This window comes from uncultured Parabacteroides sp., from assembly GCF_947855115.1.
Taxonomy (GTDB): domain Bacteria; phylum Bacteroidota; class Bacteroidia; order Bacteroidales; family Tannerellaceae; genus Parabacteroides.
The window spans coordinates 86138-111494 of sequence record NZ_CANTZW010000014.1; the positions used below are offsets into that span (position 1 = coordinate 86138).

18 protein-coding genes and 1 tRNA gene are annotated in these 25357 nt (G+C 47.4%); 10 read left to right on the forward strand and 9 right to left on the reverse strand.

Annotated features, from left to right (window positions below; translation table 11 throughout):
- Window positions 1-11 precede the first annotated feature (11 nt).
- A complete protein-coding gene (locus Q0110_RS10340) occupies window positions 12-866 on the reverse strand; it encodes a DUF3298 and DUF4163 domain-containing protein (protein ID WP_297906070.1) in 855 nt (284 codons plus the stop codon).
- A gap of 461 nt (window positions 867-1327) precedes the next feature.
- Between Q0110_RS10340 and Q0110_RS10345 the strand changes: the two genes are divergently transcribed.
- The 8 genes from Q0110_RS10345 (at window position 1328) to rseP (ending at window position 9692) form a co-directional block, all read left to right on the forward strand.
- Window positions 1328-3142 (forward strand): sugar-binding domain-containing protein, encoded by a 1815-nt coding sequence (locus Q0110_RS10345; RefSeq protein WP_297906071.1) that lies wholly within the window; start codon window positions 1328-1330, stop codon window positions 3140-3142.
- A 161-nt stretch (window positions 3143-3303) separates the two neighbouring features.
- Complete coding sequence (locus Q0110_RS10350; RefSeq protein WP_297906072.1) at window positions 3304-3801, forward strand: GNAT family N-acetyltransferase; 498 nt, start codon at window positions 3304-3306, stop codon at window positions 3799-3801.
- A 66-nt stretch (window positions 3802-3867) separates the two neighbouring features.
- A complete protein-coding gene (locus tag Q0110_RS10355) occupies window positions 3868-4473 on the forward strand; it encodes a DUF4290 domain-containing protein (RefSeq protein ID WP_297906073.1) in 606 nt (201 codons plus the stop codon).
- Window positions 4470-5774, forward strand: coding sequence for a UDP-N-acetylglucosamine 1-carboxyvinyltransferase (murA, locus tag Q0110_RS10360; RefSeq protein ID WP_297906074.1), 1305 nt, complete (start codon window positions 4470-4472; stop codon window positions 5772-5774). Before Q0110_RS10355 ends, murA begins: the two co-directional genes overlap by 4 nt.
- Before the next feature lie 11 nt (window positions 5775-5785).
- A complete protein-coding gene (gene rimM / locus Q0110_RS10365) occupies window positions 5786-6316 on the forward strand; it encodes a ribosome maturation factor RimM (RefSeq protein ID WP_297906075.1) in 531 nt (176 codons plus the stop codon).
- Complete coding sequence (locus Q0110_RS10370) at window positions 6313-7176, forward strand: M23 family metallopeptidase (RefSeq protein WP_297906087.1); 864 nt, start codon at window positions 6313-6315, stop codon at window positions 7174-7176. Before rimM ends, Q0110_RS10370 begins: the two co-directional genes overlap by 4 nt.
- Window positions 7177-7182: 6 nt before the next feature.
- Entirely contained in the window at window positions 7183-8334 is a 1152-nt protein-coding gene (locus tag Q0110_RS10375) for a 1-deoxy-D-xylulose-5-phosphate reductoisomerase (RefSeq protein WP_297906076.1), read from the forward strand.
- A 29-nt stretch (window positions 8335-8363) separates the two neighbouring features.
- Window positions 8364-9692, forward strand: coding sequence for an RIP metalloprotease RseP (rseP, locus tag Q0110_RS10380; protein WP_297906077.1), 1329 nt, complete (start codon window positions 8364-8366; stop codon window positions 9690-9692).
- Between the two features lie 204 nt (window positions 9693-9896).
- Here rseP and Q0110_RS10385 read toward each other — a convergent pair whose 3' ends face one another.
- From Q0110_RS10385 to Q0110_RS10410, 6 genes are all read right to left on the reverse strand, one after another.
- Complete coding sequence (locus Q0110_RS10385; RefSeq protein WP_297906078.1) at window positions 9897-10640, reverse strand: hypothetical protein; 744 nt, start codon at window positions 10638-10640, stop codon at window positions 9897-9899.
- 150 nt (window positions 10641-10790) lie between these two features.
- Window positions 10791-11885 carry an alanine dehydrogenase gene (gene ald, locus Q0110_RS10390; RefSeq protein WP_297906079.1) on the reverse strand — a complete coding sequence of 365 codons (1095 nt, stop codon included), beginning with the start codon at window positions 11883-11885 and terminating at the stop codon, window positions 10791-10793.
- A 105-nt stretch (window positions 11886-11990) separates the two neighbouring features.
- The gene (gene secA, locus Q0110_RS10395) at window positions 11991-15371 is read right to left on the reverse strand and encodes a preprotein translocase subunit SecA (protein ID WP_297906080.1); all 3381 of its coding nucleotides are present in this window, start codon (window positions 15369-15371) and stop codon (window positions 11991-11993) included.
- Window positions 15372-15564: 193 nt separating this feature from the next.
- A complete protein-coding gene (locus Q0110_RS10400; RefSeq protein ID WP_297906081.1) occupies window positions 15565-17154 on the reverse strand; it encodes an alkaline phosphatase family protein in 1590 nt (529 codons plus the stop codon).
- Complete coding sequence (locus Q0110_RS10405; protein ID WP_297906082.1) at window positions 17151-18338, reverse strand: DUF4105 domain-containing protein; 1188 nt, start codon at window positions 18336-18338, stop codon at window positions 17151-17153. The genes Q0110_RS10400 and Q0110_RS10405 overlap by 4 nt, the downstream gene beginning before the upstream one ends.
- 224 nt (window positions 18339-18562) lie before the next feature.
- Window positions 18563-18635, reverse strand: a tRNA-Gly gene (locus Q0110_RS10410).
- Between the two features lie 77 nt (window positions 18636-18712).
- On the opposite strand from Q0110_RS10410, the gene argB reads away from it, so the two are divergent.
- Window positions 18713-19480 (forward strand): acetylglutamate kinase, encoded by a 768-nt coding sequence (argB, locus tag Q0110_RS10415; protein WP_297906083.1) that lies wholly within the window; start codon window positions 18713-18715, stop codon window positions 19478-19480.
- Window positions 19481-19570: 90 nt separating this feature from the next.
- Window positions 19571-21043, forward strand: coding sequence for an ATP-binding cassette domain-containing protein (locus tag Q0110_RS10420; RefSeq protein ID WP_297906084.1), 1473 nt, complete (start codon window positions 19571-19573; stop codon window positions 21041-21043).
- A gap of 74 nt (window positions 21044-21117) precedes the next feature.
- Here Q0110_RS10420 and Q0110_RS10425 read toward each other — a convergent pair whose 3' ends face one another.
- Both Q0110_RS10425 and Q0110_RS10430 read right to left on the reverse strand, forming a co-directional pair.
- On the reverse strand, window positions 21118-22488 hold the full coding sequence (locus Q0110_RS10425; RefSeq protein WP_297906085.1) for a RagB/SusD family nutrient uptake outer membrane protein: 1371 nt from the start codon (window positions 22486-22488) through the stop codon (window positions 21118-21120).
- A 20-nt stretch (window positions 22489-22508) separates the two neighbouring features.
- Window positions 22509-25322: a TonB-dependent receptor gene (locus tag Q0110_RS10430; RefSeq protein ID WP_297906088.1), complete on the reverse strand. Its 2814-nt coding sequence runs from the start codon at window positions 25320-25322 to the stop codon at window positions 22509-22511.
- Window positions 25323-25357 lie beyond the last annotated feature (35 nt).

The following is a 25357-nucleotide window of genomic DNA, read 5'->3' on the forward strand; positions in this document are numbered from 1 at the left end:
GTTTTTGTGCGTCAAAAGTCAACTATTAACTGGCTTATCGGACTGTCGTCCCGTAGCAAATGGCGGATTTCTCCGTAGGGGAGATGGACGTTTGTCACTCCTACCACATAGGCTGCGATCTCGTATTCGTTGAAAGAATAGGTGATACCCGTCTTGTCTACGAGGAAGTTCCCGTTCGGGAAGATCTCGTCCACACTAAAGAAACCTATATTTTCCAGTTCCTTGGCATCGGATACGTTGTTTTGCTTGGCGATTTGGTCTACCAATATTTGAGCCAGGCTGTCTTGATAATCATCCACGAATATCTCTTCCTCGGTGACCGGTTTGCCGGTCTTTAGGTTCACTACGTGATTGTTGTAGGAATGTGCGCCATGCGCTCCACCCGTATAGTTTTCGAAACTTACCGTATAGCTGATGATATCGTCTTGATTGAAGGCTATATCGTCTGATGACATCTCGTAATAAGAGAACCAAGAGCCTACCGGGATCTCGTCGGATTTCGCTACCTCGGCTTTGTAGTCTTCTTCCAGGTCTTTGTAAGCCGTCAGGTAATCATCGGTATATTTCCGTACCGCCTCCTCTGGAGATAGCTGCTCATAATTCTCGCCGAAATAGGAGGAGACGAATTGCCTCTGCAAGTTCTTAAGGATCTCTTTATCCGCATATTTCCGGGGATAAACGAACTTGATCTCTAGGTTACAATTGGGATTATCCGGGTTATCTAGCAAATGATAAGTCTTTTCCACGCTGATAGAATCAAACGTGATACTGTTCTCGGAAGCTTTCTTCGTTCCGGTATTACAACCCGTGGCTAAAATACCTATCAAAAGAAGCGCCAGCATGCTTGCGCGTAAATGCGTTCTCATCGGACTACAGATTTAATTTATTTGTACGCGAATGTACGTTATTAAATTGTATAATCAAATTACGAGTCGAAGTCTTTTCCGGGTATCCCTGGATAAGAAGAATTTTACAATAAACGGAAAATCAGGTTGTGTTTTCAAGGGTTTGAAAATCAGGGTCGTAAAAATATCGTAATGTTTGTGTTGAAACACGTACATGTTTTTCCGAAAAGTCGTACATGTTTTTGGAAATTCACGTACGTGTTTTTCCGGGAATGATATTGATGTAAAATAGGAACATTAAAAAAATACAATAACCTTACCTTGTGGGATTCTGTCATAAGAGATATTCCGGGCATTTTTAAAGTTGGATCGATTTGGGTACGGTTCTTTATAATAGGTATCCGAGGTGATGTGGATTTTGGATATTTTCTATTATCTTTGTCAACCGAAAGTGTATTATCAATTCAAAAAGTAATAATATCATGAGAAAATTATTGTTAGCCGTTTGTGCTTTTGCTACGGTTTGTAGCGTTAGCGCGCAATGGAAGCCTGCCGGAGACAAGATCAAGACGGATTGGGCAGAGAAAGTAGATCCCCGGAATGTATTGCCAGAATATCCGCGTCCCGGGATGGAACGTGCGGACTGGCAGAACCTGAATGGCGAGTGGGAATACGCCATCCTTCCGAAAGGACAGGTAGAGCCGGCAAATTTCGATGGGAAGATCTTAGTCCCGTTTGCCGTGGAATCTTCCTTGTCCGGTGTACAAAAAGAGGTGGGAGAGAAGAATGAGTTGTGGTATAAGCGAACCTTTACGGTACCTTCCTCTTGGAAAGGGAAAGACATCTTGCTGAATTTCGGCGCCGTGGATTGGAAAGCGGACGTGTTCGTGAACGATATCCTGATCGGTTCCCACACGGGTGGCTTTACCCCTTTCTCCTTGAATATCACTCCATATCTGAGTGGTAAAAGCACGCATAAACTGGTGGTTCGTGTATGGGACCCGAGCGATAAAGGTTATCAACCTCGTGGTAAGCAAGTGGCTAACCCGGAAGGAATCTGGTATACGCCAGTCACCGGAATCTGGCAAACCGTATGGCTGGAACCGGTCGCTTCCTCGCATATCACTTCTATCAAGGCGATCCCGAATATTGATAATGGCGTGATGAGTGTGACGGTTGGGGCTTGCTCTACTTCTCCGGCATCGGATATTGTGGAGGTAAGTTTGCTAGATAAGGGGCAGGTGGTAGCTACCGCCAAGGGCGTGCAAGGGAAAGAGTTGCGTCTTTCCGTACAAAACCCTACGCTGTGGGAACCTTCCAATCCTTATTTGTATGATATGAAAGTGAGCTTGTCGAAAAATGGCAAGAAGGTAGATGAGGTGAAATCGTACACTGCTTTCCGCAAGATATCGGCCGAGCGTGATGCCAATGGTATCATGCGTATGCGTTTAAACAACAAGAACCTCTTCCAATATGGCCCGCTGGATCAAGGGTGGTGGCCCGATGGACTTTACACGGCTCCCACGGACGAGGCGTTGTTGTATGATATCGTGAAGACGAAAGCATGGGGCTTCAATATGATCCGTAAGCATGTGAAGGTAGAGCCGGCTCGTTGGTACTATCATTGTGATAAGGAAGGTATGCTGGTTTGGCAGGATATGCCTAGTGGCGATATGGGTAACCAGTGGGCTCCTCATACATATAATGGCGGTACCGACAAGGAGCGTACCGAGGAGTCTATCAATAATTATTACAAGGAATGGAAGGAGATCATGGACTTGTGCGTCTCGAATCCTTGTGTAGTGGTATGGGTTCCGTTCAACGAGGCTTGGGGACAGTTCGATACCGAGAAGGCTGCTGAGTGGACCAAGGCTTATGATCCTTCTCGCTTGGTGAACCCGGCCAGCGGTGGTAATTTCCGGGCATGCGGTGACATTTTGGATTTGCATAATTATCCGGGTCCGGCGATGTATCTGTTCGATCCGGTACGTGTGAATGTGCTGGGTGAGTATGGCGGTATCGGCTTGGCTGTAGAGAACCATTTGTGGTGGAACAAACGTAACTGGGGCTATGTGCAGTTCAAGAATAGCGATGAGGTGACTGCCGAGTACGTGAAATATGCCCGTGAGTTGAAGAAGCTGGTATCTAAGGGTTTCTCTGCCGCCGTTTATACGCAGACCACAGATGTGGAGGGCGAGGTGAATGGCCTTATGACATACGACCGTAAGGTTCTCAAGATCAACGAGGCCGAGGTTCGTAAGGTAAATCAAGAGGTGATCAATGCGTTGTCCGAGTAGAAAGCCGAAAGAATAGTTATTTGATTCGATGATAGATCCGGTCCGGGTAAGACTCTCTCTCTGCCCGGACCGGATTCTTTTTTGTCGGGACTTATGAATCGGATGTACGTGTTTTTCTGGAAAAACATTAACTTCGCAACATAGGATAAAGCGAGATGAATATGATTCGGAATGTGAGTTTGCGAGACGCCAAGGCGATCGTGGATATATACAATGAATATGTCGTGAATAGCATGGCTACGTTCGAGACGGAACCTTTGCGGGTGGAAGAGATGGAGGCGCGCATAGCCGGGATCTCGGCAAGCTATCCTTATCTGGTGTACGTGGATCGTGATGAGGTCGTGGGATATTGCTATGCCCACGCATGGAAAGAAAGGGCGGCCTATAAATATACACTTGAGACCACCGTTTATTTATCCCCGGGGCACAAGGGCAAGGGAATCGGCCGGCAACTTATGGAAAGGCTGATCGAGGAGTGTCGGGCAGGCGGCTACCACGCTTTGATCGCCTGTATCACCGAGGGGAATGAGGCTAGCTTCTCGCTGCATGAGAAGCTAGGATTCAAAAAAGTATCCCGCTTCGAGAAAGTGGGGCTAAAATTCGGGCGATGGCTGGACGTGATAGATTATGAATTGATAATTAAGCCTAACGAGAGGTAACTTTCAATTCTCGATTTTCAATTCTCGATTAATATACCTATCTTCGCGATAAACAAAATGTAAAGAATGAAATACAATACAGAAGGAAAAAGATTGACTTTGCCCGAATACGGACGTAATATCCAAAATATGGTAGACTATTGCGTCACCATCCAAGACCGGGAGGAGCGCAAGCGTTGTGCCAACACGATCATCAACATCATGGGAAACATGTTCCCGCACCTGCGAGACGTGAACGACTTTAAGCATATCCTCTGGGATCATCTGGCGATCATGGCCGATTTCAAGCTTGATATAGACTATCCGTACGAGATTATCAAGAAGGAGAATCTGTATAGCCGCCCGCCCCGTATCCCGTACAATAATAATCGTATACGCTACCGCCATTACGGAAAGACCTTGGAGTTGATGATCCGTAAGGCTACGGAGCTGCAGCCCGGCGTGGAGAAAGATCAGCTCGTGCGCTTGTTGGCCAACCAGATGAAGAAATCGTTTCTTACTTGGAATAAGGAAAGCGTGGATGATCGTAAGATCTTCAAGGATCTGGATGAACTGTCTGGCGGTAAGATCGTATTGAGCGAGGAAGAGCATAAACTGGCCGAGAGCCGCGATATCTTGGCTCGTAATAACAGTGGCGGAAACAAGAGAAATTTTACGCGTAAAGGCAGATGAGTTCGTTCGTTATAGAAGGTGGTTATCGTTTGTCCGGCGAGATCGTTCCACAAGGTGCCAAGAATGAGGCGCTGGAGGTAATCTGTGCCACACTGCTTACCCCGGAGAAGGTAACCATCCGCAATGTTCCTGATATCTTAGATGTGAATAACTTGATCCAGCTCCTCAGGGATATGAGGGTCAAGGTGGAGCATCCGTTCGCCGATACTTATACGTTTCAGGCAGACGAGGTGGATATGGAGTATTTGCATACCGAGGAGTTTTTGCGCAGGAGCGGTAGCTTGCGGGGATCCGTGATGATCGTGGGACCGCTGGTAGCCCGTTTCGGTATGGCGTTGATCCCGAAGCCGGGGGGCGACAAGATCGGACGCCGCCGGTTGGACACGCATTTCGTGGGAATTCAGAAGCTGGGCGCTTGCTTTAGCTATAATGCCGAGCGGCAGGTGTATGAGATCGAGGCTCGTCAGTTGAAAGGTACCTATATGTTGCTTGATGAGGCTTCTGTGACCGGAACGGCCAATATTTTGATGGCCGCGGTACTGGCCGAGGGGGTGACGACAATCTATAACGCCGCCTGTGAACCATATCTGCAACAACTTTCCGCAATGTTGAACCGCATGGGAGCGAGAATCTCCGGTGTTGGCTCCAACCTGTTAACGATAGAGGGTGTGCGGTCGCTTTCTGGCACGGAGCATACCATACTCCCCGACATGATCGAAGTGGGTAGCTTTATCGGTATGGCTGCTATGACCGGATCGGAGATCACCATCAAGAATACTGGATACGATAAACTGGGGATCATCCCGGAATCCTTCCGGCGTTTGGGGATTACCGTGGAGCAGCGGGGTGATGACATTTATATCCCCCGACACGATTCTTATGAGATTGATACATTTATCGATGGTTCTATCATGACCATAGCTGACGCTCCTTGGCCGGGGCTTACGCCAGACTTGTTGAGCGTCTTCCTTGTCGTGGCTACACAATCTGTGGGAAGTGTATTGATCCATCAGAAGATGTTCGAGAGTCGCTTGTTTTTCGTGGACAAGCTGATTGACATGGGGGCTCAAATTATCCTTTGCGACCCACATCGGGCTACGGTGATCGGGCTGGGTAACCGTTTTAAGCTGCGGGGTTCAACGATGGTATCTCCGGATATCCGCGCGGGGATCGCTTTGCTGATCGCCGCTATGAGCGCCGAGGGTACTAGCACGATCCATAACATAGACCAGATCGACCGGGGATATCAAGGGATCGATAAGCGATTGAACCAGCTAGGAGCACGTATCACGAGGATTTAAAATTTTAGGCGATGATTAGAGAAGAAGAGGTTTTCAAGATCGGGCGGTTTGCCAAGCCCCATGGTATCAAGGGGGAGTTGTCGTTGGTGACGAACAGCGATGTGCTGGATGATGCCGAAGACCCATACATCGTTTGTGAGATGGATGGTATCTTGGTGCCGTTCTTCGTGGAGGATTTTCGTTATAAGACTGATACGGTGGTCTTGGTGAAGCTGGAAGACGTGAATTCCGAGGAGGATGCCCGCATATTTGTCAACAAGGACGTGTTTTATCCCTTGGATGCTGTGGATGAGGAGGATCTCGTGGGGGATATGACGTGGGACAGCTTTGTTGGTTATACCGTGACAGACGTGCATAAGGGGTATTTAGGGAAGATAACGGACGTGGACGAGACTACGATCAACGTTCTTTTGCGTGTTGATCACGAGGGTGGGGAGCTGTTGATCCCTGCCGTGGAGGAGTTGATCACGGAAGCCGACCATGAGGCCCGTAATCTTACGGTATCTTTGCCGGAGGGGTTAATTGAGTTGACTGTAGACTGAATATGAGGAGTACGAAATCGTTTTGGCACCGGATCCGGTTTAAATATAAGCTTTCCTTTATCAATGAAGGGACGTTGGAGGAGGTGTGGTCTTTCCGGCTTTCGCAGTTATCGGCTTTTGTCACTTTGGCGGTGTTTGCCTTTTTCTTGATCGCCGTTACTGCTTTTATCATTATCAAGACTCCGATCCGTAACTATTTGCCGGGCTATCTCGATGTGGAGGTTCGTAAGGAAATCATGCAGAATGCTTTGCGGGCAGACTCGCTGGAACGAATGATTGAGATACAGTCTCTTTACTTGGATAACATGACCGGGATACTTTCTGGTACAATGTCTTTAGACTCGATCCGTCAGATAGATTCTTTAGCCAGCAATGATATTAACTATGAGATTCCCCGCAGTAAGGAAGAGACACAGTTCGTGAAAGATTACGAGGAAGAGGAGAAATACAATTTATCGGTATTAGCCGATCCGGGAAAGGCCCCGACCGAGGGAGTCTTTTTCTATAAACCCGTGAATGGCGTGGTGTCCTCTCACTATGAGACGGATATCCATCATTATGGCGTGGACCTGGCGGCTACCCCGAAGGAGAGCGTGTTGGCTACGCTGGATGGTACGGTGATTTATACCGGCTTCGACCCGAACCACGGGAACGTAATTCAAGTACAACATAAGAACGGATTCATCTCGGTTTATAAGCACAACGAATTGTTGCTGAAAGAGGTGGGAGACCATGTGGTGGCCGGTGAGGCGATCGCTTTGGTTGGGAATACGGGAGAATTGTCTACCGGGCCGCACCTGCATTTCGAGTTGTGGTATAAAGGTAACCCTGTGAACCCGGAAGAATATATAGCTTTTTGATAAACCATGAAAAAGAGACAGTTAGCGATATTAGGTTCGACCGGTTCCATCGGGACCCAAGCCTTGGAGGTAGTTAGCGAGCATTCCGATCTTTTCGAGGTATATGCCTTGACAGCAAATAACCAAGTGGACTTATTGATTAACCAGGCCCGGAAATATATGCCGGAAGTGGTGGTGATCGCCAACGAGCGGAAATATCCTGAGCTGAAAGAGGCTTTGGAGGACCTGCCGATCAAGGTCTGGGCGGGTGCTGATGCTATCGCCCAGATGGTACAGTCGGAGCCGATTGATATGGTGCTGACGGCGATGGTGGGTTATTCCGGTTTAAAGCCGACGATCTCGGCTATCAAGGCGGGAAAGGCGATTGCCTTGGCGAATAAGGAGACCTTGGTCGTGGCCGGCGAATTAATCATGAGGCTGGCTGCCGAGCATAAGGTGCCTATCTTGCCGGTGGACTCGGAACATTCGGCCATTTTTCAATGTTTAACAGGTGCGTACGATAATCCGATCGAGAAGATCTTGCTGACGGCTTCCGGCGGTCCGTTCCGACAGAAGACACTGGAGGAACTGGCTACCGTGACGAAAGCGCAGGCCTTGAAGCATCCGAACTGGACGATGGGAGCGAAGATTACGATAGACTCGGCCTCGATGATGAACAAGGGGTTTGAGATGATTGAGGCGAAATGGTTGTTTGATGTCACGCCAGACCAGGTACAGGTGGTGGTACATCCGCAGTCGGTGATCCACTCCATGGTACAATTTGAGGATGGAGCCGTGATTGCTCAATTGGGAATCCCCGATATGAAATTGCCGATTGCTTATGCTTTCTCGTTCCCTACACGTATGAGAAGTATGGCGCCTCGGCTGGATTTCAACCAATATTCTACCTTGACATTCGAGGAACCGGATATGGAGCGTTTCCGAAACTTGGCTTTCGCTTTCGAGGCTGCTCGCCAAGGAGGAAATACGCCCTGCGTATTGAACGCTGCCAACGAGGTGGTGGTGGCCGCTTTCTTGCAAGACCGCATCGGTTTCTTGCAAATGAGTGACGTGATCGAGCGGACTATGAGGAAGGCCTCATTTATCGCCAATCCCTCGTATGAGGATTACGTGGCTACCGATGCCGAGGCTAGGCGGTTGGCAGCCGAGTTATTTTGAAATAATTTAAAATAGAACAAACAATAGTGATGGAAACTTTTTTGATTAAGGCGTTACAGCTTATCTTGAGCTTATCGATACTGGTGATTGTCCACGAATTCGGGCATTTTATCTTCGCCCGGATTTTTAAGGTGCGGGTAGAGAAGTTCTACCTGTTCTTCGACCCGTGGTTCTCACTATTCAAGTATAAGCCTAAAAACAGCGATACGGAATATGGCGTAGGCTGGCTTCCGCTGGGTGGATATTGCAAGATTTCCGGCATGATCGACGAGAGTATGGACAAGGAGGCGATGGCGCAGCCGCCCAAGCCTTACGAGTTTCGTTCCAAACCGGCCGGACAGCGTTTGATGATTATGGTGGCGGGGGTGGTGTTCAACTTCTTGCTGGCCTTGTTTATCTATTCTATGATCCTGTTCGCTTGGGGGGATACGTACCTGCCCTTGAAGAACATGAAGATGGGTATGAATTATAGCGAGACGTTCCAGAACGTCGGTTTCCGAGACGGCGACATCTTGCTGAGAGCGGACGATGAGGAACTGGAGCGTTTCGGTAGCGACTGTTTCCGCAAGGTGGTGGAGGCGAAGACTGTTACGGTGCTCCGCGACGGACGGGAGACCGTGATCTCCATTCCGGAGGACATGATGCAGCGTTGCATGCGTGACGGGAAAGGTTTCGCCGATCCTTTACGTATCCCGATGGTCGTTCGTGAGCTTCCCGACAAGAATGCCCCGGCGGCTCTCGCCGGAATGCAGCCAAGGGATAGCGTGGTGGCTATTAACGGTACGGCTACCCCGACGTTTTATGATGCCTCCGGATTGTTGTCGGAGAATAAGGGACAGGACGTGACGATCGATTTTTATCGGGACGGTAAGTTGGAATCGCTGACCATGCGTACGGACTCGACTGGGAAGATTGGCGTGGCGGTGATGTTGCCTACGGAGCTCTATCAGACCGTGACTCACGAATACGGTTTCTTTGAGTCATTCCCTGCCGGTATAAAACTTGGTATTAATACGTTGAAGGGATATGTGAATGACATGAAGTATGTGTTTACGAAGGAAGGTGCCTCTAGTCTGGGTGGTTTTGGTACGATCGGAGGATTGTTCCCGTCTGTCTGGGATTGGCGGATTTTCTGGGAACGTACAGCTTTCTTGTCTATCATTTTGGCATTCATGAATATCTTGCCGATTCCGGCTTTGGATGGCGGGCATGTGATGTTCTTGATCTACGAGGTAGTGGCCCGTCGTAAACCGAGCGATAAATTCCTTGAGTATGCTCAGATGACAGGTATGTTTATCCTATTCGCCCTGTTGATCTATGCAAATGGAAATGATATATTCAGGTTTTTCTTCAAGTAGTGTATGGTGAATTACCCTATTGTCCTGTTATCCTATTGTAGAGACGCAGCGTGCTGCGTCTCATCCTATCAAAATGGTAACTTAGAATACCAGCAGACTGTGGTGAGACGCAGCACGCTGCGTCTCTACAACTAGGTACAAAAAAACTCCCGGATCATATAAAAAGTGATCCGGGAGTTTTTTGTATGAATAGGGTCCTCTTTCTTATTTCAGGATATCGTTGATAGAGGCTAAGATCTTCTTAGAGTTCTCGTCTTTCGGGTCGAGTTCGACAGCCTTCGTCAAATATTCTTTTGCTTGCTTGAAGTCTTTGTCGGCTTTCGCTTTCTCGGCGTTGTATTTATCCGGGTCGGAAGTAGCGATTGGGGTAGCAGCTTGTAATATCTTCGCTCCATTACCGTATAGCATAGCTCCTAGGCTGTAGTAAGCGTTGCTCTGGTAATCTTTGCTTGATACGATTAAGACTTCTTTGTACATTTTCTCGGCACCTGCCAGGTCTCCCTTCTTTTGGGCGGCCTGTCCTTGCTTGATGCAATATGTGTAAAGTAACTTTTCCAGATTAGTCTTGTTCTTGTTTCCATCAGGAATTGCCTTTAATCCCTCTTTTACGGTAGTCAAGAATTCTTCTGTTTTGTTTAAATTACGGTATGCCATGGCCTCGCCTACATAAGAGTCGTCTACATTGTAGTTCATTTTAACGGCCATGTCGAAATACTTGGCAGCCTCGGTGTAGTTCTTCGCTTGGTTCGCCGCGAACCCGCAATTGAAGATACGAATTGTGTCTTGGTAATTGTTTTGCTTTAAGTACTCGCCGTATTTTGTCACGGCGGTAGCGTAATCTTTAGCTTTCAAGGCTGCGTCACCTTCATCTCTTAACTTGTCGGCGTCTTGTGCGAATATGTTTCCAGCACATAGGCATAAAGCCACCAATAAAACAATTTTCTTCATGGTTATTATTAATTATTTGATTTGATGCTCTAAGTTAAGATGTGTGGAAAAAGATGCCAAGATATTTTACGTTTTTTAGAAAACAATAGCGATAGAAAACATAAAAAGGGATTGCTTTGGGCAATCCCTGGTAATAAAAGCCTTTTGTTTTTATACCTTCAGAGAGGGAAAGGCCTCAGCCACGGCAGGGTAGGTGATCTTTCCTTCCACTATGTTTAACCCCAGTTTTAAGCCCGGATCTTCCTCGCAGGCTTTTTCCCAACCATTGTCGGCCAGCTTGATCACGTATGGCAAGGTAACGTTGGTCAGGGCCAGCGTGGAGGTCTGCGGGACCGCTCCCGGTATGTTGGCTACACAGTAATGGATGATATCGTCTATCTCGTAGACCGGATTAGCGTGCGTAGTCGGGTGGGAGGTCTCGAAACAGCCGCCTTGATCAATGGCTACGTCTACCAATACGCTACCGGGTCTCAATAGCTTCAACATGTCCCGTGTGATCAAGTGCGGGGCCTTGGCGCCGGGGATTAATACGGCACCGATCACCAAATCGGTAGTCGGTAGTTCTTGTTCTATGTTGTGCGTGGAAGAAAATAAAGTCTTCACGTTTTTCGGCATCGTCTCCGACAGGTAACGCAGACGGGGAAGCGAGATATCGGCGATCGTGACATCGGCACCCAGTCCGGCGGCCATCAAAGCTGCGTTGTGACCTACAACGCCACCACCTAACACCAATACCTTGCCCGGTTTCACTCCCGGCACACCTCCCAGCAATACGCCTTTGCCCCCTTGTGGCTTCTCAAGGAAACGGGCTCCTTCCTGTACGGACATACGTCCGGCTACCTCACTCATGGGGATCAAAAGAGGCAATGTGTGATCTGGGTTCTCCACAGTCTCGTAAGCTAGGCAAACGGAGCCGCTTTTCATCATGGCGAGGGTGAGGGATTCGTCGGACGCAAAATGGAAATAGGTGAAAATAAGCTGTCCTTTTCGTACCAAGGAATATTCGCAGGCGATCGGTTCTTTTACTTTCACGATCATGTCGGCAATTCCATATACATCGTTGATATCCGGGAGTATCCGGGCCCCGGCAGCCACGTAGGCATCATCGGTGAAACCACTGTTTGTACCAGCCGTGTGTTGTACATACACGGTATGGCCTCTTTTCACCAACTCTTTCGCCCCGGCGGGAGTAAGAGCTACCCTGTTCTCGTTGTTTTTGATTTCTTTTGGAATTCCAATAATCATAATGGTAGCATTTAATGGGTTTATATGCCTGCAATATACAAAAAAGAGGAACAGATTGTTATTCTGTCCCTCTTTTTTATCCTGTTTTCTGGTCTCTTATAAACTTTATAAACCTTGTCCGTGGCAATTCTTATATTTCTTGCCACTTCCGCAAGGACATGGATCATTACGTCCTACCCGTTTCTCTGCGCGAACCGGGGCTTGCTTTGGCTGAGGAGCCTCGGCTTGCGTGTTTTTTCCGCTTAAGTCGCTTTTCTCCGTGCGGTAACGGCTCATGTCCTCATGCTTTTCCGGGGCGGCCTCTTGTACGGCGATACGCTGGCGAGCCCTTTCCTCGGCGATTGCCTGAGCTGCTTGTTGGGCTACGGCAGCTTGGCGGGCTTGCATGGCTTGGCGTTGCTCCTCGGTCGGTTCCTCGCGTACAGGGATTTGTCCGCGCATCAAGATAGCGGCTGTCTTACGGTTCATGTTGTCTACCATTGTCTTGAACAAATTGTAAGACTCGAGTTTATAGATCAACAATGGGTCCTTGTTCTCGTAGCTGGCGTTCTGCACGGAGTGACGTAACTCGTCCATCTCACGTAGGTGCTCTTTCCAGCCCTCATCGATCATATGCAACACGATTGATTTCTGGAAGGATTTAACGATCGCCTTACATTCTGTGTCGTAAGCCTCTTTCAGATTGCAAGCTACGTTATACATACGCTTACCATCCGTGATGGGGATCATGATATTCTCGTACATCGCCCCTTGGTTCTCGTATACTTGCTTGATAACCGGATGAGCTACTTGCGTCATGCGTTCCATACGGCGTTTGTAAGTCTTCAATGCCTCATCGAACAGTCTCTCTATCAGTTGTTCCGGTTTCATGCTCTTGAACTCGTCTTCCGTGAACGGACTTTCCATGGCGAATGTCTTGAACAATTCCAGCTTGAAGCCTTCGAAATCCTCGGCATGTTGGTCGGCGATAGCCGTAGCGGTATCGTAAATCGTGTTCAATACGTCCAAGCCGATACGTTCTCCCATCAAGGCATGACGGCGGCGGGTATAGATTACGTTACGTTGCGAGTTCATCACATCGTCGTATTCCAACAGACGTTTACGGATACCGAAGTTGTTTTCCTCTACTTTCTTCTGGGCACGCTCTACAGACTTACTCAGCATGTTGTGCTCCAAGACCTCGCCTTCTTTGAAACCCAGCTTGTCCATCAAACCGGCGATCTTCTCGGAGGCGAACAAACGCATCAAGTCGTCTTCCAAGGATACGAAGAACACGGACGAACCCGGGTCTCCCTGACGTCCGGCACGACCGCGTAACTGACGGTCTACACGGCGGCTCTCATGACGCTCCGTACCGATGATTGCCAAACCTCCGGCATCTTTCACCTCCTTCGACAGCTTGATGTCGGTACCACGGCCTGCCATGTTGGTAGCGATCGTAACCGTACTCTTCTGACCGGCCAAAGCCACGATCTCGGCCTCTTTCTGGTGCAATTTCGCATTCAACACATTGTGCTGTATCTTACGCATCGTAAGCATACGACTCAGCAACTCGGAGATCTCCACGGAAGTGGTACCCACCAATACCGGACGGCCTGCCTCTGTTAATTGGACGATTTCTTCGATAACGGCGTTGTATTTCTCACGCTTGGTCTTGTAGATACGATCGTTCATATCCTTACGGGCGATCGGACGGTTGGTCGGGATCACTACTACATCTAGTTTATAAATATCCCAGAACTCGCCTGCTTCCGTCTCGGCCGTACCGGTCATACCGGATAGCTTGTGATACATACGGAAGTAATTCTGCAAGGTGATCGTGGCGAATGTTTGCGTGGCGGCCTCGACTTTTACACGTTCCTTGGCCTCGATCGCTTGGTGCAAACCATCGGAATAACGGCGACCGTCCATGATACGACCCGTCTGCTCGTCTACGATCATGACTTTGTTGTCCATTACCACGTACTCATCGTCTTTCTCGAATAAGGTATAAGCCTTCAGCAACTGGTTGATGGTATGTACACGTTCACTCTTAACGGAGTAGTTCGCCAATATCTCGTCTTTCCGGGCTTGTTTCTCTTCTTCTGTTCCTTCCATGTTCTCCAATTGGGATAACTGGGAGGTGATGTCCGGCAATACGAAGAATGTTGGATCATCTGTCTTTCCGGTCAGCAAGTCGATACCTTTATCTGTTAGCTCGATACTGTTGTTTTTCTCATCGATCACGAAATACAACTCATCAGTAGCCTCGTGCATATGGCGCATGTTCTCAGACATGAAGTATTCTTCTGTCTTCAGCATTTGTGCCTTTACGCCTTGTTCGCTTAAGAACTTGATCAACGCCTTATTACGAGGATATCCTTTGAATGAGCGATAAAGAAGGATGGAACCTTCTTCCACCACTTTCTGATCATTACTTGCCATTTTCTTTTTGGCCTCGATCAATAATTTGGAGCAGAGGTCTTTCTGTGCGTTCACGACAACCTCCACGTTCGGGCGGAATTGCTCGAATAATTGCTCTTCGCCTCGGGGAACCGGGCCGGAGATGATCAAAGGCGTACGGGCATCATCAATCAATACGGAGTCTACCTCATCGACAATCGCATAATTATGTTTACGTTGTACCAGATCTTTCGGGCTGATTGCCATATTGTCACGCAAGTAGTCGAAACCGAACTCATTGTTTGTTCCGAACGTGATATCTGCCTCATAAGCCTTACGGCGAGCCTCGGAGTTAGGCTGGTGCTTGTCGATACAGTCTACGGAAAGTCCGTGGAACATATAAAGCGGCCCCATCCACTCGGAGTCACGTTTAGACAAATAATCATTCACGGTTACTACGTGCACACCATTGCGTGTCAAGGCGTTCAAGAATACCGGTAGGGTGGCTACCAAAGTCTTACCCTCACCGGTTGCCATCTCTGCGATCTTACCTTTATGAAGGACGACGCCACCGAATAGCTGGACATCGTAATGGATCATATCCCAAGTGATCTCGTTACCACCGGCTTTCCAGTGATTTGCGTAGATGGCCTTATCGTCCTCGATACGGACAAAGTCGAAACGAGCGGCTAAGTCTCGGTCGAATTGGTTTGCGGTAACTACCACTTCCTCGCTCTCGGCGAAACGACGGGCCGTATCTTTCATGATGGCGAATACCTCGGGCAAGGATTGCTCCAGCACCACTTCCATTTTGTCCGTGATGGTTTTCTCGATCTTATCCACCTCGGTCCAGATCGCCTCACGCTCTTCCAATTCCTTATCCTCGATGCCTTTGCGGAGTTCCTCTACTTTCGCTTTCTCCTCGGCTACGTAGTCTTGGATACGTTGTTTGATCTCGTCTGTTTTCGCACGCAACTCGTCGTTCGAGAGCGCCTTGATCGACGGATATACGGCCTTTACCTTATCTACGTAAGGTGTGATTTCTTTAAGGTCACGCTGCGACTTATTGCCGAACAGCTTCGTCATAAACTCATTAAATCCCATGATATAGTTTCGTTTTATTTATTTTCTGTCTGAAAGGGCGTATACTTGACGGTTGACAAATGATAACCGGCGGTTAGATGTCCTTTATCCTATTCCCTGTATCCTTGTCGCTAGTCCTACCAGCCCATTAATTTTATGAATTATAATAATTTAGATAAATTCGAGAGTTTGTCAGTCTGCGACTGTCTGGCTGTCATTTGTTTACAGTCAACTCTCTCAGCGGAAGGCTTTGAGTAGCATTGGGTGGCCTGATTCTTAGCACGTGGGTTACCGTAGGGGCTATCTCCGTAGCCTTGACTTCGCGGTAGATATGTTGGGGTTTCAACCCGTTACCCATAAACACCAGCGGGGTAATAACGGCATTATTGCGTATAATCTTTACTTTTTCTTTCGGATTATCGAAATTTACTTTCCAACCGGGTTGTAACTCGATTATCAGATCGCCCCGTCTCAGGTGATGCGTGCCTTGGCGAAACTTAGCGGTTCCCTCGTTCCAGTCACCCATAAGCAAGCTCTTGTCCGTGGTGACAAGTTGTACGCCACTGAACTCTTGTATGAATTCGGCGGCTTTGTCTTGCAAAGTCTTCAAATCCAGCTTGGCATCTTCTATCGCCTTGCGGTTCAGGTAGATCTGGTTGTTATAGTATCCTTGTACCCAACTGGTATGTTGGCCATAGATCGCCATCAGGTACATGTTTAACAAGGCCAAGCAACGTTTCGGGTGGAACTCGCCACCGTTCACCATCATGCCGTCCGGGTAGGATTCCTCGCTTTTATAATAACCGGAGCCGGTAAAGACTATCAATGTGTTGGCCAAGCCTACTTTTTTATCGATAGCGTCGAGCAACTTCTCGATATCTTGGTCGAGTTGATAATACGTATCTTGAATCTCCCGGGTATATTCCTTGCCCATCGTACCCCGATAATTACCGGCGTAATACGTGATAGACAACAAATCCGGGCAGCTACGTGTACCGAATGCCCCATACTCCAAGAATTGGAGAGCCAGCCGGTTAATCTCTTTATTGATAAATGGTGAGGTTTTCAGGTTCGGATAGCAGTTCGCTGATTTCTCGCTGAATGTATAGCGGAAAGGAAGATCATCCAATACATAAGGAAAGGCACTGTATTTCTCCAACGGAAGAGATGGTGTCCATACCATCGTTTCTAGGCGAGACGCCAAAGATTCCGGACCGTTGTTATAGCGGTCTACATACCAAGGGATTCCTTTATAATATGTCGTGGTAGCCCATTTCCCATTGGTGTTATCCATCCAGAAAGCTCCGTTGGCCGCGTGTCCGGCAGAAAGGAGGGCGCTCTCTGCATCTGGGGCGATAGAATATACATCACTCCTTCCTTGGGAGGCGATCTTCAACTCATCTCCGATCGTGGAACTAAACAGGTTCTTGGGGGAGTAATTCTCTTTCGTATAGTTACCTAGATATTCCGGGTCATTTAGGATAGAGACCTCTTTCTCTCGCTCGAAATCAAATATCTTATTTCCGGTGATACCGCTGAAGCAAGGGTTGCTTCCCGTGAAAAGGGTCGCGAATGCGCTGGCTTGGTCTATGTCCGAGAACTCGAAGCGGATATTGTTGTACACCAGCCCCTCGTTCATCAAACGCTTGAAACCGCGTTCGCCAAAAGTATTATAAAAATATTCTATATAATCGCCCCTTAGCTGATCCACGGTGATACATACCACCAATTTGGGGGTACGTTGTTGCGCCTCAAGGTTTGTTACCACGAGGATAGCTATAAGTGACGTTATGATTTTTCTCATCCGATTCTCCATATCTTTCTGTAAACACCCCAACCCGAACGAACCCAAATTGAGGCTACAAGCGGAATAAAGGCACTATTTAGATGTTGCGGGATGAGATACCATCCCAGTAACATCAACGTAAGCGCCGCAAAGTTAATAAAATGATAGTAATATGCAGCTTTCTTCAGCTTTTTTACGCAAAACAAAATAACGGCGATCAGGTCTAACGGTTGTAACCATACCAAAGACCAGTTTGGCCATGTGCAGGGATGAACGGATATGAAGCTAAGAAAGAAGAGGATGACACCTCCGGCTCCGGCCATTGAAAAAAGGACGCAATCTACCACCCGGAAGTATTTTCTTTTGCGCCATTCGATCCCGGTAAATCCCAAAACGATCCCAAACAGGAACCAAGCGCAAACTAACGGGGTAAATAAATCCCAGATATCTTTCTCCGGCTCATCGGCTTCCCCGGCTCCGATCAGGTTGGTTTGGCTTACCAACGGACGTACTGTCCCGTCCGGGTCTGTGATGGTAGCTTTGGCGAATGCCTCTTTTAGGCAAGTGGGAAGGAATAGCATCTCGTGTTGGGTAGCTTCCCGGTCGGTCGGGCTACCCAACGCCAAGTCGCATCCGAATGTGAGCCACGGATGGTTTCGGGTACAGTAATTGATAAGCTCCCGGAATGTCTGGGATTGATAGGGATAATTATAATCTATGCTTCCGTTTATCTCTTTTTCCAATATGGCGGCAGGACGAGTGGCGCAATTGTCGAAAAAGAAGTTATAACGATACACCCTGTTCTCCGGCCTGTAATTGATAAGCAATGCGTTCCATATGTGCTCTTTCTCCTCTTGGGTGAGGTTCAATACTTGCTCCGTGATATCGCTACCCCGCATTTGGTACTCGATCACGTAATCTTGGAAATCGGCTACTCCCAGCTTATAATCCGTCTCTCCTTTGGCGAACCGGTAGATGAAATTCGGTTTGGAGAAATCGAATATACCATAGTTGAATATATAATCTATATTTTGCTTGGGATCGTATATCCGTAAAGCGGCATGCCCGTACACGGTGAATACCTCCTCATCATACGGTGCGCTGGTCATCAAACTGATACGGGCTTCCTCGCTCAGCTTGGGTTGTGCGATCACTGATATGGAAAGAATCCCTAACAGGAATAGAAATACGCTCTTCTTCATTAACCTTGAATTTGTTTCTCTATTATAGATTGAGGCTAGTCTTTTATCTTTATTTAGGTTCATCCGCATGAAACGAAAGTTTCTCTGGGACGAAACTTCAGTTTCTTCAGCATGAAACTTCAATTTCTTCAGCATGAAACTGAAGTTTCTTCAGCGTGAAACTGAAATATATCCTAGCCTATATAAAAAAAAGGAGTCACCTTGCGGAGACCCCTTTCTTTTTGAGCGGTAGGCGAGGCTCGAACTCGTGACCCTCAGCTTGGGAAGCTGATGCTCTACCAACTGAGCTACTACCGCATTGCGAGTGCAAATGTATATAATTCTTTCTTTTTTTACTAACTTTGGCGAGAAAATTTTATAAAAAAGATATAAGAATGGAAAAACTGGTCTTGATAAAAGTAGGTGGGAAGATCGTAGAGGAGGAGGAGACACTTCGCCGATTATTGAATGATTTCGCTGCTATTGAGGGATATAAGGTCTTGGTTCATGGGGGAGGACGCTCGGCTACGAAGCTTGCCGCTCAATTGGGGATCGAGAGTAAGATGGTAGGGGGCCGACGTATTACGGATGCCGAGACCTTGAAAGTTGTCACGATGGTATATGGCGGGCTGGTGAATAAAAATATTGTGGCGGGCTTGCAGGCATTGGGCGTAAATGCCTTGGGATTGACTGGTGCGGACATGAATTTGATGCGCTCCGATAAGCGCCCGGTGGCCGAGGTTGACTATGGTTTCGTAGGAGACGTGAAGGAGGTGAACTCCGATTTGCTAGCCTCTCTTATCCGTCAAGGAATCGTACCGGTACTGGCTCCACTTACGCACGATAAACGAGGCCATCTGCTGAATACGAACGCTGATACGATAGCGGGAGAAGCGGCCAAGGCGTTGGCAAGACATTTTGAGGTGACGTTGATGTTTTGTTTTGAGAAAAAGGGGGTCTTACGTGACGAGGAAGATGATGAGAGCGTGATTCCGGAAATCGATCGCATGGCGTTTAAGGAATACGTAGAGCGAGGAGTTATCCAGGGTGGTATGATTCCAAAACTGGAAAATGCGTTCCAAGCGATAGATGCCGGGGTAAAGCAGGTGATCATCACCCGTGCCTCGGAGATTCATCAAGGAAAAGGGACGAGAGTCTTTTAAATAGGAGAGGGGCTGTAGACTGCTTCTCACGTACATTATAATATATTACTAAATATAAAATAGCCAATATCCGGCTTGTTTAGAGAAAACATGGAAAAAGAAGGAAAGATGGTAGTCGATATCAAGAATATCGTTACCCGTTTGCCGGAATTACGGTTCACGGCTCCCGTGAGCTGGAGGATTGATGAAGGACAACAATGGGCCGTGATCGGTCCGAATGGTGCGGGTAAGACTTTGATAGCGGATATTATGCAGCGTAAGTTCGCTTTTAAGGAGGGTGAAGTTGTATTCTCCGGAAATGGCAAGGTGAGCGACTTTATCAAGAGTATAGCGTTTAAGGATATTTATTCGTTGGCAGATTGCCGGAACTCTTATTACCAGCAACGTTGGCATTCCACGGAGACGGATGAGATGCCTACCGTCGAGGAGTTGTTGAAGGAATATGCCGGATCGGATAATTTAACGGAGATATTGACTCTTTTCGGCATAGAGGATTTATTGCCTAAGCGGTTGATCTTCTTGTCCAGCGGAGAGTTGCGTAAATTCTTGATCACCCGTACATTGCTCAGTCGTCCTCGTATCTTGATCTTGGATAATCCTTTCATCGGCTTAGATGCTCCGTCTCGGGATTTATTGGTGGAGATGTTGGGACGGATGACAGACTTGGACGGGGTACAAGTCGTTCTATTATTGTCGAACCCCAACGACATTCCGGCAATGATCACGCATGTGTTGCCTATCCATGATCGTACTTGCTTACCTCCGCTGACCCGCGAGGAGTTTATGGCAGATAAAGAGTTGATCGCCCGTCTTTTTCCGACGGAAGGAATCTGCTCATGTGAGGAAACAAGGAAGGTGTGCCTACCGGTGGATATGGATAAAGCGGCCTCTTCTCATGAAATAACCTTGCGTATGGAACGGGTGAAGATACGCTACGGCAGTCGTACGATCTTGAAAGATTTGGACTGGGAAATCAAAAACGGAGAGAAATGGGCCTTGTTCGGTCCGAATGGAGCCGGTAAATCTACGTTGCTGAGTCTGGTTTATGCGGATAACCCCCAGTCGTATGCGAATACGTTGTATTTGTTCGATAGAAAAAGAGGTTCCGGAGAGAGTATCTGGGATATCAAGAAACGTATCGGGTATGTATCGCCGGAGATGCATTTGTATTATAAGGAGAATGTCCCGACCTTGAATATCGTAGGTTCCGGCTTTTTCGACTCGATCGGTTTGTTTCGTAAGTGCAATGCCGAGCAAGAAAAAATAGCGTTGGAGTGGATGAGAGTCTTTGGCATCGAGCATTTGAGAGACCGTTTGTTCTTGACCTTATCGTCCGGAGAACAACGTCTGGCTTTATTGGCGAGAGCTTTCGTGAAAGATCCCGATTTGATTATATTGGACGAACCCCTACATGGCCTAGACGTAAGCAACAAGAAAAAAGCAGCCGGCATTATTGAGCAATTCTGCGACCGTCCGGGGAAGACCTTGATTTACGTGACCCATTATCCGCATGAGTTGCCTGCTTGTGTGGATAAACGGTTTGAATTGGTAAAACACTCATGATCGTGAGATAAAAAAAGAGGATGTGCCGATGATGACACATCCTCTAAAATCAATAAGTGATTATGGATAATGGATTAATATCCCGGATTCTGTATTAACTGACCTTTTGATACGGTGATCTCTCCGACAGGGATTGCCATGACTGTACGGTAATCGTCTGGTTTAACCTCGCCCACAAACTTGTTGTTGACCGACTTGCCGTTGCGCCAAGCGTCCCAAGCCGTATGTCCTTCCGTGAATAACTCCAGACGTCTTTCCAATAAGATATCATCCAACGTGACAGAAGCGACATCCGTATAATTCTCGATACGGTTCTGGCGTAATGTGTTTATATATCCGGCGGCAGCGGAAGTATCCCCTGTTTTTAACGCAGCCTCTGCCGCGATAAGGTAAACTTCGGAAAGGCGTACGATTTTCGGATTGTTCACATAGATTTGTCCGTCGCGGCCTTTATACTTTTGAGGATAAGTTCCGTTGTAGCCATTATCGGTTTCCTCGGCGAATAATTCCGTACGGACATCTCCCGGATGTTTAGCCAGCTCTTCCAAGAAAGACTCGGTGGCGGCACACTCGCCGTAACCCGACGCATGCGTGAAATAACCGATAGAATTACGTTGTGCGTTGTAATTCGGGGTGACTAAGATCTCGAATATAGCCTCGTTTGTCCCTTCTTTATCCCATACGCCAACGTACTCGTCGCGCGTATATAATTTATAGGGAGAAGAAGCTATTATCTCTTTACAATCCGCTAGGGCCTCTTGGTTCTTCTCTAGGTAAAGATATGCACGCGCACGGATCGCTAACGCTCCCCAATAATTAATGTGCCCGGTTTGTTTGTCTTTACTTAAAAGAGGCAGTGCCGTTTCGATATCTTTCAATACTTGGTCGTATGTCTGCTGCAAGGTTGCCCGGGTTCCGATATAATCCGTGGGATAAACCTCCGTGGAGAGTACGATACCCAGATCGCTCATATCCGTTGTCGATGGTAATTTAGCGAATACTCTGGCTAGATCGAAATGATATAAAGCACGCATGGCGTATAACTCGCCTTTCAGAGCGTCTGCGTCTGCGCCTTCGAATGTCTCGGCGGCGGCTAATACGTTGTTCAGGCGAGCCAGGCAGTTGTAGAATAGTTTATAGAAACTGTATACCATCTCATCGTTTTTACCTGTTTGGTAACGATACATTGGCCCGGCATGATTCACCGTGGAGATAGATTGGAAATCTCCGCTTCGTAAGTCGGCCAGTAATGTGAATTCTGCGCCATACGAGCCTACCTCTGTAGCTTGTTGCTCGTATACACCATTCACTGCGTTTGTCAAGTCGGCTATGGAAGAGATCGCGTCTGCTGTAGGCAACTGGGTAGAGGATGTCTTTTCTAAAACATCGTCGCAGGAGGCCGTTAATAAGGCGAACGCTAAACCTACTAAATATATCTTTTTCATATAGATTCTATTTTAATAAATTATAATGTGATGTTTACACCAAAAACAAAACTCTTAGATACCGGGGTATCTACCTGACGGTAACCATTCAAGGGGACATCCGGATCGATACCTTTCGCCTTAGCCCAGATCATGAACGGGTTATTCGCACGGAAGTATATGCGCAAGTTGTTGAATATATTCTTCAATACCGGTACGTTATATCCTAGGGTGATCTCACGCATACGGATATTGTCTGAAGATACGATCGTACGGCTGGAGAAACGGTCCGAACGATACGGGTTCTGATAAATAGGCTTCGGATACAAAGCTTCGTCGCCCGGATTCATCCAATAATTCCCCGCTACGTTCTTATCTAGGTTGAATGAGCCTAGACGGAATCCGTCGTGGTGGAAGAAATAGTTCGGATAATCGAATATATCACCGCCAAACTGATAAGTGATCAAGAATGAAAGGTCGAAATCGTACAGCCGGAACGTATTGGTCAAACCTCCCGTTACATCAGGAATAGCTTTACCCACGATACCTTTTTCTGCCTCGTCATACTTGTTCACGACTCCTTTACTATGATCGTTCGGGTCTTTCCAAAACTCTCCCAGACCGGTTTCCGGATTCACGCCTTTCCATTCCGGCAAGTAGAAAGTATACATGGATTCTCCCTCCCGGTGCAAGTACATGTCACCGTCTCCATATTCGATGTCGTTGTGATCCGGTAATTCCTTGATTGTCGCTTTCTGGAACGTAAAATTGAAATTCGTGTCCCATGAGAAGTTCTGATTTTTGATGTTCTGGGAATTTACCTCGATTTCTATACCGCTATTGCGTAGCTTTCCTAAGTTTTGCCAGTTTGTCTCGAAACCGGTGACGATAGAAGTCGGGATCTCGAATAACAAATCGGTTGTTGTTTTATTGTAATATTCTACCGTCAAGCTAACCCGGTTGAATAAATTCCAGTCAAAGCCGACATTCATGTTCTTGGATTTCTCCCAACCTAATTCCTCATTTCCTGCTTGATTCCAGTAGATAGCGGAAGAAGGGCCGTAACCGCCGGAGAAAGCATAAAGCGCTTGATTCGCATAATATGAGCCTGGCAGGTTTCCGTTGGTTCCGTAAGAAAAACGAACCTTTAAATCGGAGAACAAATCATTGTCTTTAAGGAAATTCTCGCCACTGATACGCCATGCACCGGATACAGACCAGAAGTTTGCCCAACGGCTATCTGTACCCAGACGGGAAGAACCATCCCGACGGAAGCTGGCCGACAGATAATACTTGTTGTCATAGTTATAATTACTTGTTGCCAAGTAAGATACGATTCCGGAGCCAAATACTTCGCTGGATGCGCTATCCGGTTGCCCGTTTCCTAGTTCCGGTAATTTGTCGGTTGAATATTGTTTTGCGGTCGTATAAATAGCGGTTAGCTCGTCCTCTGTTACCTCAAAACCACCCAGAATATCAAAATTATGGACATCGTTCCAAGTATTGGCGTAACGTAATGTAGAGGAACTTGTCAAATTACGGTTCTCGTAAGTATAGCGAGATCCTAAGCCACCTACGGCTTCGCCATCCACGCTGTTGGGAGACCAGTATTCAAAGTGCTTCGTATCGATGTAATCGTAACCGAAGATCGTCTTGAAAGACAATTGGTCGGAGAACTTTATACCTAAATCGATATTAGACATACTACGCATTACACGGGATTTAATCCATTGCTCCTTGCCCAACATTAGGTGTGGGTTGGAAGCGGCTCCCCAGTTAGCGTCGGCATTGTATGTGCCATCGGGATTCTTCACGGGCGCTGTTGGGTCTGAGGAATATACCAAGCTCAACGGAGAAGCTGTACCGATACCTTGACCTTGGTTTTGCTGGTCGCGGAAACCATTTTGGGTAGTGAACGCGATCATTTGTTTTACCCCTACGGTCAACCAGTTGTTTACTTGATGGTCTAAGTTGATACGACCGGAGAAACGCTCGAAATCACTACCGATTACGATACCTTCTGCGTTATTGTAGCCTAAACCTACATAAAATTGTGTACGGTCGCTACCTCCATTGATGGACAACTGATGATTGTGTGTCAAGGCTGTACGATAAACTTCGTCACGCCAATTGGTATCTGTATTACCTGATGGGTCATTGAAGAAGGCTGCCATATCGCCTTCTTGGTCGATCAATGCGTACGCTTGTTCACGATTGCTGGCAAGCCCGTTTAGGATATAATAGTTGGAGATTGCTTCTTTACCGTATAAAAGCAATTCGGCGGCGTTCATTGTCTCGTATTGCTTGACAGCCATGTTACTCCAGCCAACCTCACCATTATAGCTTACTTTTGTTTTACCTCTTTTTCCAGCTTTAGTCGTGATAATGATAACTCCATTTGCCGCACGGGAGCCATACAAAGAAGCTGCCGCCGCGTCTTTCAATACGGTCATACTCTCGATATCGTCCGGATTTAAGGAACTTAGCAAACTAGACTGTTTCCCATAGTACGCCATATCCGTATCTGATTTTACGGGTACACCATCAACAACGTATAAAGGTGATTTACCGGCACTGATAGAACCGACACCGCGGATATTGATATCGCCGGGAGCACCTGGGTCACCAGTGTTGGAGGTTACGCGTACACCAGACATTTTTCCGGAAAGGGCCTTATCCAAAGACTCTTTAGATCCTGCTACGATATCCTCGGCGTTTACCGCTTTAGCGGATCCTGTGAAAGATGATTTTTTAGCCGTACCATAAGCAACGACCATAACTTCGTCTAGCTCTGTTGCTGCCGTGTTCAAAACAATTCTCATTACGTTTTGGATCGGGGCTTCTTTTGCCACCATTCCGACGTATGAAAATACCAGAGTCTTCGCGGAAC